This is a genomic window from Serratia microhaemolytica (assembly GCF_004011885.1).
Lineage (GTDB): Bacteria > Pseudomonadota > Gammaproteobacteria > Enterobacterales > Enterobacteriaceae > Serratia_G > Serratia_G microhaemolytica.
The window spans coordinates 78,890-91,392 of the sequence record NZ_ML137209.1 but is presented as its reverse complement, the minus strand read 5'-3'; the positions used below and the strand labels follow the sequence as shown (position 1 = coordinate 91,392).

The 12,503-nt window shown below is 50.3% G+C and carries 10 protein-coding genes and 2 tRNA genes; 9 read left to right on the top strand and 3 right to left on the bottom strand.

Features of this window, described 5'->3' with window-relative positions:
* Window positions 1-142: 142 nt before the first annotated feature.
* Entirely contained in the window at window positions 143-1,222 is a 1,080-nt protein-coding gene (gene alr, locus EOJ37_RS00370; RefSeq protein ID WP_127956508.1) for an alanine racemase, read from the bottom strand.
* A 20-nt stretch (window positions 1,223-1,242) separates the two neighbouring features.
* The gene (gene dnaB, locus EOJ37_RS00365) at window positions 1,243-2,652 is read right to left on the bottom strand and encodes a replicative DNA helicase (protein WP_127956506.1); all 1,410 of its coding nucleotides are present in this window, start codon (window positions 2,650-2,652) and stop codon (window positions 1,243-1,245) included.
* A 124-nt stretch (window positions 2,653-2,776) separates the two neighbouring features.
* Between dnaB and EOJ37_RS00360 the strand changes: the two genes are divergently transcribed.
* Window positions 2,777-3,763: a quinone oxidoreductase gene (locus tag EOJ37_RS00360; protein WP_127956504.1), complete on the top strand. Its 987-nt coding sequence runs from the start codon at window positions 2,777-2,779 to the stop codon at window positions 3,761-3,763.
* Between the two features lie 87 nt (window positions 3,764-3,850).
* Here EOJ37_RS00360 and EOJ37_RS14945 read toward each other — a convergent pair whose 3' ends face one another.
* Window positions 3,851-3,985 (bottom strand): hypothetical protein, encoded by a 135-nt coding sequence (locus EOJ37_RS14945; RefSeq protein ID WP_276318254.1) that lies wholly within the window; start codon window positions 3,983-3,985, stop codon window positions 3,851-3,853.
* A gap of 27 nt (window positions 3,986-4,012) precedes the next feature.
* Between EOJ37_RS14945 and folP the strand changes: the two genes are divergently transcribed.
* The 8 genes from folP to infB all read left to right on the top strand — a co-directional run bounded on the left by folP (window position 4,013) and on the right by infB (window position 12,494).
* Window positions 4,013-4,846 carry a dihydropteroate synthase gene (gene folP / locus EOJ37_RS00355; RefSeq protein WP_127956502.1) on the top strand — a complete coding sequence of 278 codons (834 nt, stop codon included), beginning with the start codon at window positions 4,013-4,015 and terminating at the stop codon, window positions 4,844-4,846.
* A 6-nt stretch (window positions 4,847-4,852) separates the two neighbouring features.
* Window positions 4,853-6,190 (top strand): phosphoglucosamine mutase, encoded by a 1,338-nt coding sequence (gene glmM, locus EOJ37_RS00350; protein ID WP_127956500.1) that lies wholly within the window; start codon window positions 4,853-4,855, stop codon window positions 6,188-6,190.
* Window positions 6,191-6,522: 332 nt separating this feature from the next.
* Complete coding sequence (gene secG, locus EOJ37_RS00345) at window positions 6,523-6,876, top strand: preprotein translocase subunit SecG (protein WP_127956498.1); 354 nt, start codon at window positions 6,523-6,525, stop codon at window positions 6,874-6,876.
* A gap of 163 nt (window positions 6,877-7,039) precedes the next feature.
* Window positions 7,040-7,126, top strand: a tRNA-Leu gene (locus tag EOJ37_RS00340).
* A 372-nt stretch (window positions 7,127-7,498) separates the two neighbouring features.
* Window positions 7,499-7,575 (top strand) — tRNA-Met (locus tag EOJ37_RS00335).
* A 217-nt stretch (window positions 7,576-7,792) separates the two neighbouring features.
* On the top strand, window positions 7,793-8,245 hold the full coding sequence (gene rimP, locus EOJ37_RS00330) for a ribosome maturation factor RimP (RefSeq protein ID WP_155522466.1): 453 nt from the start codon (window positions 7,793-7,795) through the stop codon (window positions 8,243-8,245).
* Between the two features lie 21 nt (window positions 8,246-8,266).
* Window positions 8,267-9,775, top strand: coding sequence for a transcription termination factor NusA (gene nusA, locus EOJ37_RS00325; RefSeq protein ID WP_127956494.1), 1,509 nt, complete (start codon window positions 8,267-8,269; stop codon window positions 9,773-9,775).
* A gap of 25 nt (window positions 9,776-9,800) precedes the next feature.
* Entirely contained in the window at window positions 9,801-12,494 is a 2,694-nt protein-coding gene (infB, locus tag EOJ37_RS00320) for a translation initiation factor IF-2 (RefSeq protein ID WP_127956491.1), read from the top strand.
* The last annotated feature ends 9 nt before the right edge of the window (window positions 12,495-12,503 follow it).

The following is a 12,503-nucleotide window of genomic DNA, read 5'->3' as shown; positions in this document are numbered from 1 at the left end:
CTGTTGACTGTTTTTACCAATACCGGCGACGGATAAATTTATTCCAGGTGAACAACAACCAGCAAGGCGATGGCTTGCTGGTTGCAGCGGGTCAGTCTGAGGGCAGTGCTGGTGGCGTTGAACGGGTGCTACAGGGCAGGCTTTATTGGTCGATATACTCCATAGCCACACGCTGCGTTAATTTGGTGATCAACTCATACGCGCTGATGCCACTGGCCGCAGCGATGCGTTCGACCGGTAGTTGTGCCCCCCACAGGATCGCTTCATCACCGACTTTATCGATTGCTTGTGGCCCCAGATCGACCGAAATCATATCCATTGAGACGCGACCGACAATCGGTACTTCGCGCCCATTGAGTAGCACAGGTGTGCCTGAGGGGGCACTACGAGGATAGCCATCGCCATAACCAATTGCCACCACGCCTAAGCGAGTATCGCGTGGGCTGATCCAACTGCCGCCATAACCCACAGCTTCACCCGCTTTGTGTTCGCGCACCGCGATCAGGCTGGATTTTAATGTCATCACCGGTTGTAGGCCAAATTGTGCTGCCCATTGGTCATCGAATGGTGATACACCGTAGAGGATAATTCCGGGACGCACCCAATCGAAATGTGACTGTGGCCACCCTAAAATGCCACCGGAAGCCGCGATCGACTTTTCACCGGGTTTATGTTGGATAAACTGGTTAAAACAGCGCAATTGCTGCTCGGTTACCTCAGGTAGTGGATCAGAGGTGCCACTGAAATGACTCATAATATTGACTGGTTGTACAACATTATGACAGGTACACAAACGTTGATAGAACGCTTCCGCCTGTTCACTGCGTACCCCCAAACGGTGCATACCGGTATCGATTTTCATCCACACTTTTACCGGTTGTGGCAGTGTGGTTTGTTCTAGAGCCTCCAACTGTTCAATGTTGTGAACTACCGTTTCGATGTTGTTGGCTACCAGCATCGGTAGGTCGCTAGCGGCTAAAAAGCCCTCAAGCAGCAGGATAGGTTTGCAGATACCACCGGCCCGTAGCATGAGGGCTTCGCTGATCCGTGCCACGCCGTAACAGTCTGCCTCTAATAGCGCACGCGCACTTTCTAACAGGCCGTGACCATAGGCATTCGCTTTCACCACAGCCATTAGGCGGCTTTGTGGTGCTAACTGGCGAACTTGTTGTAGATTATGTCGTAGAGCACGGCTGTCAATTACCGCAGTTGCCGCTTTCATGTTATTTCCTTTGCTGCTGATTATTCATCATATTGTGGCCCAGCATAGTTATCGAAACGTGACCATTGGCCGTTAAAGGTTAAGCGCACAGTGCCGATCGGGCCATTACGCTGTTTGCCCAAAATAATTTCAGCCACCCCTTTCAGATCACTGTGTTCGTGATAAACCTCATCGCGATAGATGAACATAATTAGGTCAGCATCCTGTTCGATCGAACCGGATTCACGCAGATCTGAGTTGACAGGGCGTTTGTCTGCCCGTTGCTCCAGACTACGGTTTAACTGTGAAAGCGCCACAACGGGCACTTGCAGCTCTTTGGCTAGCGCTTTCAGTGAGCGCGAGATTTCGGCAATTTCCAGGGTGCGATTGTCGGAGAGTGCGGGTACGCGCATCAGTTGCAGGTAATCGATCATGATCAAGCTGAGGCCATCATGTTCACGGAATACACGGCGTGCGCGCGCGCGCACTTCTGTCGGCGTCAGGCCAGAAGAGTCATCGATATACATGTTACGTTTTTCCAGCAATAACCCCATAGTGCTGGAGATGCGCGCCCAATCTTCATCATCAAGCTGACCGGTACGGATGCGGGTTTGATCCACGCGTGACAGTGAAGCCAGCATACGCATCATAATCTGGCTGCCGGGCATCTCTAAACTGAAGATAAGTACCGGTTTATCCTGTGTCATTGCAGCATTTTCACACAGGTTCATTGCGAAAGTGGTTTTGCCCATTGAGGGACGGGCAGCGACAATGATCAAATCTGATTTTTGCAGCCCTGCCGTTTTTTTATCTAGATCACCATAACCAGTTGAAACACCGGTAACACCGTCATGGGGTCGCTGGTAGAGTTGCTCAATGCGTGCCACGGTATCTTCCAGAATGCGGTCAATACTTTTCGGCCCTTCATCTTTGCTGGCGCGATTTTCGGCGATTTGGAACACCTTTGATTCGGCTAGATCGAGCAGATCTTCACTGCTGCGCCCTTGTGGATCATAACCGGCATCGGCGATCTCATTGGCGACTGAGATCATCTCTCGCACCACCGCGCGTTCACGCACAATATCAGCATAAGCGGCAATATTGGCTGCACTGGGGGTGTTTTTTGATAGCTCGGCCAGATAGGCAAAACCACCGACAGACTCCAGTTCTCCCTTCTGTTCCAGTGATTCAGAGAGTGTGATCAGATCAATCGGTCGATTCATCTCCAGCAGGCGCTGCATCTCGGTGAAGATCAAACGGTGTGGTCGGCTGTAGAAGTCGTTGGCAACGACACGCTCAGCAACGTGATCCCAACGTTCGTTATCCAGCATTAAGCCGCCGAGTACCGATTGCTCTGCTTCTAACGAATGGGGGGGCATCTTTAGCCCTTCGAGTTGGCGATCTCGTGACTCAGTGGGGATGTTTTTACTGGTGGTTTTTTTGCCTGCCATGAAATCGATTCTTTTTGTTGCTGAGAATGGATAGTGACGCGAGAGTATACTTGATTTTTGGCGCTGATTCCTGCGTGATTGCGAGCACAAAAATTGTAGTGATGGTTTATTGAGGTGATAGCAAATGGCAAAACGTATTCAATTCTCTGCTGTCGGTGGGCCAGAAGTGCTGGAATATGTCGATTTTACCCCCAGTGACCCGGCAGCGGGCGAAATTCAAGTTGAGACAAAAGCAATAGGTATCAATTACATTGACACCTATGTGCGTAGCGGATTATATCCCGTTCCCTGTTTGCCAAGCCCTTTGGGCAATGAAGCGGCTGGGGTGGTACGTAAAGTGGGGGCCGGTGTCACAGCGGTGAAGCCTGGTGACCGAGTGGTATACGCGCTGGCGGCACTGGGCGCGTACAGTGAGTTGCACAATGTATCGATAGAAAAAGTGGCTCTGTTGCCAGATAGTCTCAGTTTTGAGCAGGGTGCAGCCGCTTTCCTGAAAGGATTAACCGTACAGTTTTTGTTGCGCCAAACCTATTCGGTGAAAGCGGGTGAGATTTTTTTGTTCCATGCCGCTGCGGGTGGTGTGGGGTTGATCGCTTGCCAATGGGCGAAGGCGCTGGGTGCCAGATTGATTGCAGGCGTTGGTTCAGAACAGAAGGCAGCATTGGCAAAAAATGCCGGTGCCTGGGCGACGATAAATTATCGCCAAGAGAACATTGTTGAGCGAGTGAGAGAGTTGACCGGTGGTGAAATGGTTAACGTTGTCTATGATTCGATTGGTAAAAACACGTGGGAGGACTCACTCAACTGCTTAAAACGGCGTGGATTGATGGTGAGTTTTGGTAATGCCTCTGGGCCGGTAACAGGGGTGGATTTGGCGATCTTGAACCAAAAAGGATCACTGTATGTCACCCGTCCGGCGTTGAATGGATATATCACCAACCGGGCAGAGTTGCAGGCAGCGAGCGACGAACTGTTTGGCTTGATTGCCGATGGTACCATTAATGTTGCAGTGCCGGCAGCACAAAAATTCCCATTGGCCGAGGCCAAGCGAGCACATCAATTGCTGGAAAGTCGCCAAACCAGCGGTTCTTGCCTGCTGATCCCCGGTTAATTTAGCATTCGATAACGTTTGATGCGGTAGTCAAGTCACACGGGGCCTTAGACGTGGGCGTTGTTCAAGATTGAAAATCGCCTTCCTTTACGCGGTGGTAGCGGAAGGCGCCGTTTTGCCCAGCAGTAACATGGGCAGCAACAGAACGGGTAGCAGTAAAACGGTTGCCGTGGCAAATTTCTCTTTTACCGCATCAACCGGCTCAGGTAAGCTGCAACTCATTTTTTTCTTCAGTAACGGTGATTGATCATGCAGCTAACGGTGAAAGGGCAGACACTTGATCTCAATTATCCGCAAGTGATGGGGATTTTGAATGTGACGCCTGACTCCTTTTCTGATGGTGGGCGACACAACTCGCTTAATGCTGCGTTACAACACGCACACGCTTTAATTGCTGCTGGTGCGACGATGATTGATGTCGGTGGCGAATCAACGCGACCAGGTGCCGCTTTAGTGAGCGAGCAGGAGGAATTGGATCGTGTGCTGCCGGTGGTTGAGGCGTTGGCACAGCGATTTGAGATTTTTATTTCGGTGGATACCTCGAAAGCGGTGGTGATGCGTGAAGCCGCCAACGCCGGTGCGCACTTAATCAACGATATCCGTTCGTTACAACAACCAGGTGCCTTGCAGGCTGCGGTTGAGAGCGGTTTGCCAGTCTGCCTGATGCATATGCAGGGTGAACCGAGCACGATGCAGCACGCCCCGTATTATGACGATGTGATCACGGATGTGCAGCGCTTTTTTCAGCAGCATATTGATCGCTGTCTGGCGGCTGGCATCGCTAAACAGCAATTATTGCTCGATCCAGGCTTCGGGTTTGGTAAAAATTTAGCGCATAATTATCAGTTATTGGCACGATTGGCTGAGTTTCATTGCTTTGGGTTACCGCTGCTGGTCGGGATGTCACGTAAGGCAATGGTTGGCCAAGTGTTGAATCTGCCGCCAGATCAGCGAGTGACGGGGAGTGTGGCTTGTGCTGTGATTGCCGCTATGCAGGGGGCAAAGATTATTCGTGTGCATGATGTTAAAGAGACTGTCGAAGCGATGAGGATCGTTGAGGCCACACTTTCCGCTAGGGGATAGAACAAGATGAGCGAGCGCAAATATTTTGGTACTGATGGCATTCGTGGCAAAGTGGGCGAAAACCCCATTACGCCTGAATTTGTGCTGAAGCTGGGTTGGGCTGCGGGTAAGGTGTTGGCCAGCCACGGTTCACGTAAGATCATTATTGGTAAGGATACGCGAATTTCCGGCTATATGTTGGAGTCAGCCCTAGAGGCAGGGTTAGCAGCAGCGGGGCTTTCTGCCATGTTTACTGGCCCGATGCCAACGCCAGCAGTGGCTTATTTGACGCGAACCTTCCGTGCTGAAGCAGGGATTGTGATCTCTGCTTCGCACAATCCGTTTTATGACAACGGGATTAAATTCTTCTCGATTGATGGTACTAAGTTACCCGATGAGGTCGAGGCAGCAATAGAAGCAGAGATGGAAAAGCCGTTGACTTGTGTCGAATCCGTCGAGCTTGGTAAGGCCAGCCGGATTGTTGATGCTGCTGGCCGTTATATCGAATTTTGTAAAGGTACTTTCCCTAGCGAACTTAGCTTAAGTGGTCTGAAGATTGTCGTCGATTGCGCGCATGGCGCAACTTATCACATCGCGCCAAGTGTGCTGCGTGAACTGGGCGCAACAGTGATTGCGATCGGTTGTGAACCGAACGGGGTAAATATCAATCAGGCTTGTGGTGCAACAGATGTTGCCCAGTTACAGGCTCGGGTACTGGCAGAGCAAGCGGATATCGGTTTGGCTTTTGATGGTGATGGCGATCGGGTGATGATGGTGGATCATCTCGGCAATGCTGTTGACGGTGATCAGATTCTCTACATCGTAGCGCGTGAAGGTTTGCGTCAGGGGCAATTACGCGGCGGTGCTGTGGGTACCCTGATGAGTAACATGGGGTTAGAGTTAGCGTTAAAGCAGCTTGGCATCCCATTTGTACGCGCTAAAGTGGGCGACCGCTATGTATTGGAGAAGTTGCAGGAGTTGGGCTGGCGTATCGGTGCGGAAAATTCAGGCCATGTGATTTTGCTGGATAAAACCACTACTGGTGATGGCGTTGTCGCCGGTCTGCAGGTGTTGGCGGCAATGGTGCGCAACGGCATGAGCCTGCATGATCTCTGTAGTGGGATGAAATTACTGCCGCAGATCTTGGTCAATGTGCGTTTTGCCGGCAACAATAATCCATTAATGTCAGATCATGTGCTGGCAGTGACTGAACAGGTTGAAGCTGAGCTGGCCGGACGTGGGCGAGTACTGTTGCGCAAATCGGGCACTGAACCGTTGATTCGCGTGATGGTGGAGGGCGAAGATGAGCAGCAGGTGCAAATTTTGGCTGAACGGATTGCCGAAGCGGTGAAGCAAGCGGGCTGAGTGTGAAAGGTGTGTAGCGCTGATGTCAACACGCCGGTGAGTGGAATCGCCGCCGGTGGGGTGTTAGCCAGATCTACGGGCGGCAGGGTGGAATGGTTTTTTTTTCTGCAAATCGATTCTGCAGTGAAAAATGCCCTTGCACCGGCCGCTACCTTTGGTTAGTATTCACACCCGCTTAACTGGCTTGTTAAGTGAGACGAATTTCCTGTTTTCTCTTTGGTGTTTGTTATCTCAAGAATAACGGTGTCGTTTTAAGTGTCGATACCTGAGAGCATCAACAGAGAGAAGTGTTTGCAGTGCGGTGAAACCGGTAAAAAATATAGGCACTACTTATGTACGAAGCGCTTTTGGTTATTTTCTTGCTGATATCGATTGGGCTGATCTCCCTTGTTATGTTGCAGCAAGGCAAAGGCGCTGATATGGGTGCCTCGTTTGGTTCTGGAGCCTCTGGTACCTTGTTCGGTTCAAGTGGTTCTGGTAACTTCATGACACGCATGACGGCAATCCTCGCTACGTTGTTCTTTATCATCAGCTTAGTGTTGGGTAACATCGGCAGTAAGCAGGGCCGTAGTGGTGGACAATGGGAAAATTTGGCTGAGCCAGTAAAAGCTGAACAGGGTGCCCCAGCAAAACCTGCTGTGGTGCAACCGACAGTCGTCCAGCCGAGTAGCGATATCCCGCAGTGATAATTGCAGGTTTATTCAGCGTTGAACAGGTGCGGCAGTAAGTGATTTAATTTCTTTTCGTTTGTTGTTGTCAGGTAGCGCTCTCTAGTACGGTATCCTCGACCGAATGATTGAGCAAAAAAACTGCCGAAACAATACAACAAGCGGAAGTTCAAGGATCAGTACCGAGGTGGTGGAATTGGTAGACACGCTACCTTGAGGTGGTAGTGCCCTAACCGGCTTGTGGGTTCGAGTCCCATCCTCGGTACCAAATTCTCAGTAAGGCAAACAGGTTTAGTCGCAGATGGCAAGTTGTGCTGCACTCAACGGGTTTGTAATGAATAAGCTTGGTTAGTATGAGCCAAGATCAAGCGCGTCGTTCAGCAACAACAGAGTTGTTTTTACGGTGCAGTAAGTAGTAGTTAACCATTTATCACTAAACTTTGTATCAAACTGTGTGACTGCGATGATGTCATGACAGTAAAAACAGTTGATGACAAGCATTTGTTATTGTTTATCAGCCGATTGTTCTTAAATCCTTCTGTTGGGATGCAAATGTGCTTAGTGCATCATTGCGACCAGACCTAGCGGATATAATTTGCGTTTTGATCCTGATCAGCGTAATATTTGCCACGTTTTCGGACGCGGGGTGGAGCAGCCTGGTAGCTCGTCGGGCTCATAACCCGAAGGTCGTCGGTTCAAATCCGGCCCCCGCAACCACTTTCCCTGAGTTGTTTATTTTCAAAGATATTTTCCGATGAAGTGTGACTTTTTCGATTTGCATTTGAAAATGGCAATTGAGACGAAATTGCTTCGAAGCCGTTTCGCAGCAAACAGGGTTCAGAGACAAAAATCCCCGAATTTTCGGGGTTTTTTGTTATTGGGCGCTAGGATTTAGTGGGCTATTAGGCCCTTTTTTTATGTCTTGGGGGTAGACTTGTCTACATTAGAACAAAAGTTAACAGAGATGCTTTCCGCACCTGTAGAGGCACTGGGTTTTGAAATTGTCGGTATCGAGTTTATTCGATCACGTCGTTCGACACTGCGCATCTATATCGATAGCGACAACGGAGTCAATGTTGATGATTGTGCCGATGTCAGCCACCAAGTTAGTGCGGTGCTTGATGTTGAGGATCCGATCACTGTCGCCTATAACTTGGAAATCTCCTCTCCAGGCCTTGACCGTCCGCTCTTCACAGCGGCACATTATCAACGTTTTGTTGGTGAAGAAGTCAGCATTGCTCTGCGTATTGCAGTACAGAATCGCCGTAACTGGCAAGGAATTATCAAGTCCGTGGAAGGTGAAATGGTCACGGTCACTGTGGAAGGGAAAGATGAAGTGTTCGCACTGAGTAACATTCAGAGAGCGAATCTGGTACCCCACTTTTAAAGTTTGGATGAGGCAACTAGGATGAACAAAGAAATTCTGGCTGTTGTGGAAGCTGTTTCCAATGAAAAATCCCTTCCGCGTGAGAAGATTTTTGAAGCGTTGGAAATTGCGTTAGCCACGGCAACCAAGAAAAAATATGAACAAGAGATCGATGTTCGTGTCACCATTGACCGGAAAACCGGTGATTTTGACACTTTCCGCCGTTGGATGGTGGTTGAGACAGTCACTCATCCAACACGTGAAATTACCTTGGAAGCAGCACGTTACGAAGAACCTGCTATTGATCTGGGGGCGTATGTCGAGGATCAGATCGAATCAGTAGTGTTTGATCGCATCACCACACAAACAGCCAAGCAAGTGATCGTGCAGAAAGTGCGTGAAGCGGAACGCTCTATGGTTGTCGATGCTTTCCGTGAGCAGGAAGGTGAGATTGTCACCGGCGTGGTGAAAAAAGTCAGCCGTGATAGCATTGCACTCGATCTGGGCAATAATGCTGAGGCTGTGATCGGCCGTGAAGATATGTTGCCACGAGAGAATTTCCGCCCTGGAGATCGTGTACGTGGTGTGCTTTATGCGGTGCGTCCTGAGGCGCGTGGCGCACAACTGTTTGTTAGCCGTTCAAGTCCAGCGATGCTAAAAGAGTTGTTCCGCATTGAAGTGCCGGAAATTGGCGAAGAAGTTATTGAAATCAAAGCCGCTGCGCGTGATCCGGGATCACGGGCAAAGATCGCGGTAAAAACCAACGATAAGCGGATCGATCCTGTTGGTGCCTGTGTTGGTATGCGAGGCGCACGCGTGCAAGCTGTTTCCAGTGAATTGGGCGGTGAGCGGATTGACATCATTCTTTGGGATGATAACCCAGCACAGTTTGTCATTAATGCAATGGCTCCAGCCGATGTCGCGTCAATCGTGGTAGACGAAGACAAATACACGATGGATGTGGCTGTGGAAGCCAATAATCTGGCTCAGGCGATCGGTCGTAACGGGCAGAATGTGCGCTTGGCTTCGCAACTGCTTAAGCAGCATCGTGGTGATGAGCGCTGGGAACTGAACGTCATGACTGCGGAAGAGTTACAGGCCAAGCACCAAGCTGAAGCCTATGCGGCGATTGACGTTTTCACCCAGCATCTGGACATTGATGAGGATTTTGCCACGGTTCTGGTTGAAGAGGGCTTCTCAACGCTCGAGGAACTGGCTTATGTGCCGATTAAGGAACTGCTGGCGATCGATGGGCTGGACGAAGAGACAGTAGAAGCATTGCGTGAGCGGGCTAAAGCTGCATTGACGACACTAGCCTTGGCTCGGGAAGAGAGTTTAAGTGACCGGAAGCCAGCGGATGATTTGCTCAATCTTCCGAATCTGGATCGCAGTTTAGCATTTAAGCTGGCTGCTCACGGCGTTTGTACGCTGGAAGAACTTGCCGAGCAGGGTGTTGACGATTTGACCGATATTGAAGGGTTAAGCGATGAGTTAGCTGGTGAGCTGATTATGGCGGCACGTAATATCTGTTGGTTTGGCGACAACGCATAATAAAACTGTAGCAGGAAGGAACAGCATGACGACTGATGTAACCGTAAAATCGCTGGCAGCAGAGATTAAGACACCGGTTGATCGCCTGATACAGCAGTTTGCTGATGCGGGCATCAAAAAGTCTGAAGCAGACTCTGTCACCGAGCAGGAAAAAGAGACGTTATTGGCGCACTTGAACCGTGAGCATGGCAGCGTACCAGGAAAACTGACGTTGCAACGTAAAACACGTAGTACTTTGAATGTGCCGAGTACTGGTGGTAAAAGTAAAGCTGTGCAAATAGAGGTCCGCAAGAAGCGCACTTATGTAAATCGCGATACGCAAGAAGCCCAACAGGCAGAGGCGGCAGAGCAGGCAAGGCGTGAAGCGGAAGAGCTAGCGAAACGCGAAGCAGAGGCTAAACGTGAGGCAGAGGTGGCGGAAGAGATGGAGCGCGTCGCCAAAGCGCAAGCCATGCAGGAGGCCGCAGAAAGTGCTAAGCGTAATTCAGCGGAAAAAGAAAAAGTGATTAATCAACAAAATAACGAAACAACCAAGCCTGCTTTGTCAGAGAAAGCACGCCGTGAAGCGGAAGCGGCAGAACTGAAGCGTAAAGCGGAAGAGGAAGTGCGTCGCAAAGTGGAAGAGGAAGCCCGAAGAGTGGCTGAAGAAGCGCGTCGCATGGCGGAGGAGCATGGCGATCAGTGGACGGAGAGCGATCCTGTCACTCCTGAGATCGAAACAGCAGATTACCATGTGACCACTTCACAACATGCACGTGCTGCGGAAGATGAGAACGATGCCAAAGTTGAAGGTGATCGCCGTAGCCGTTCTCGCGGTGGCAAAGCAACCAAGCAGAAGAAAGGCAACAAACTCTCTGAGCTGAAAGCCGATCGCGAAGAAGCGCGTGCGGTAACGCGCGGTGGTAAAAATAAGCGTAAGCCAAGCAGTTTGCAGCAAGGTTTTAACAAGCCGGTTCAGGTGGTAAACCGTGATGTAGTGATTGGTGAGACCATCACTGTAGCGGAATTAGCCAACAAAATGGCGGTAAAAGGTTCACAAGTCATCAAAGCGATGATGAAGTTGGGTGCAATGGCCACCATCAATCAGGTAATCGACCAAGAAACGGCGCAACTGGTTGCTGAAGAGATGGGGCACAAGGTGATCTTGCGGCGTGAAAACGAACTGGAAGAAGCACTGATGAGTGATCGTGACACCGGTGCCGCACCCGAGCCACGTGCTCCAGTAGTGACCATCATGGGTCACGTTGATCATGGTAAAACCTCATTACTTGACTACATTCGCTCCACCAAGGTAGCGGTCGGTGAAGCGGGCGGTATTACCCAGCACATTGGTGCCTATCATGTCGAAACTGAAAATGGCATGATCACTTTCCTTGATACCCCAGGCCATGCCGCTTTTACTTCTATGCGTGCGCGTGGAGCGAAAGCGACTGACATTGTTGTATTGGTTGTTGCTGCTGATGATGGTGTGATGCCACAGACTATCGAAGCGATCCAGCATGCTCAAGCGGCAAAAGTGCCACTGGTTGTGGCAGTCAACAAGATTGATAAACCAGAAGCAGACCCTGAACGCGTTAAGAACGAATTATCGCAGTATGGTGTGATGCCAGAAGAGTGGGGCGGTGAAGCGCAGTTTGTTAATGTTTCAGCCAAAGCGGGTACTGGGATTGATGAATTGCTCGATGCGATCCTGCTACAGGCCGAGGTGTTGGAATTGAACGCGGTGCGTAGTGGCATGGCCAGCGGTGTGGTGATTGAATCATTCCTGGATAAAGGTCGTGGCCCAGTGGCAACGGTACTGGTACAACAAGGCACCTTGAACAAGGGTGATATTGTCCTGTGTGGATTTGAATATGGTCGCGTTCGCGCTATGCGCGATGAGCTTGGCCGTGAAGTGACGTCTGCTGGCCCTTCTATTCCGGTTGAGATCCTTGGGTTGTCTAGCGTGCCGGCTGCGGGTGATGAAGCTACCGTGGTTCGTGATGAGAAGAAAGCACGTGAAGTGGCACTCTATCGCCAGGGTAAATTCCGTGAAGTCAAGTTGGCGCGTCAGCAGAAGTCGAAGCTGGAGAATATGTTCTCCAACATGACTGAAGGTGAAGTCTCAGAGCTGAACATCGTATTGAAAACGGACGTGCAGGGTAGCTGTGAAGCCATTTCCGATTCACTGTTGAAACTCTCTACTGATGAAGTGAAAGTGAAGATTGTTGGTTCTGGCGTAGGTGGGATCACTGAGACCGATGCGACATTGGCTGCTGCATCCAACGCAATTATGCTCGGCTTTAACGTGCGTGCGGATGCCTCTGCGCGCCGAGTGATTGAAGCTGAAAGTCTTGATCTGCGTTACTATTCGGTGATCTATAATCTGATCGATGAAGTGAAACAGGCGATGAGCGGTATGTTGGCGCCTGAATACAAGCAGCAGATCATCGGCTTGGCTGAAGTCCGTGATGTATTCAAATCACCGAAATTTGGTGCTATTGCCGGTTGTATGGTCACCGAAGGCACTATCAAACGCCACAATCCGATCCGCGTGCTGCGTGATAACGTGGTGATCTACGAAGGTGAACTTGAGTCACTGCGTCGCTTTAAAGATGATGTCAGCGAAGTGCGTAATGGCATGGAATGCGGGATCGGCGTGAAGAACTACAACGATGTGCGTGTTGGTGATGTGATTGAAGTATTTGAAGTTATTGAAGTTCAACGTACAATCGCTTAACTCAAGATG

Coding starts and splice junctions, on each gene's coding strand:
- alr (WP_127956508.1), bottom strand. CDS start 1,222: ATGAAAGCGGCAACTGCGGTAATTGACAGCCGTGCTCTACGACATAAT.
- dnaB (WP_127956506.1), bottom strand. CDS start 2,652: ATGGCAGGCAAAAAAACCACCAGTAAAAACATCCCCACTGAGTCACGA.
- EOJ37_RS00360 (WP_127956504.1), top strand. CDS start 2,777: ATGGCAAAACGTATTCAATTCTCTGCTGTCGGTGGGCCAGAAGTGCTG.
- EOJ37_RS14945 (WP_276318254.1), bottom strand. CDS start 3,985: ATGAGTTGCAGCTTACCTGAGCCGGTTGATGCGGTAAAAGAGAAATTT.
- folP (WP_127956502.1), top strand. CDS start 4,013: ATGCAGCTAACGGTGAAAGGGCAGACACTTGATCTCAATTATCCGCAA.
- glmM (WP_127956500.1), top strand. CDS start 4,853: ATGAGCGAGCGCAAATATTTTGGTACTGATGGCATTCGTGGCAAAGTG.
- secG (WP_127956498.1), top strand. CDS start 6,523: ATGTACGAAGCGCTTTTGGTTATTTTCTTGCTGATATCGATTGGGCTG.
- nusA (WP_127956494.1), top strand. CDS start 8,267: ATGAACAAAGAAATTCTGGCTGTTGTGGAAGCTGTTTCCAATGAAAAA.
- infB (WP_127956491.1), top strand. CDS start 9,801: ATGACGACTGATGTAACCGTAAAATCGCTGGCAGCAGAGATTAAGACA.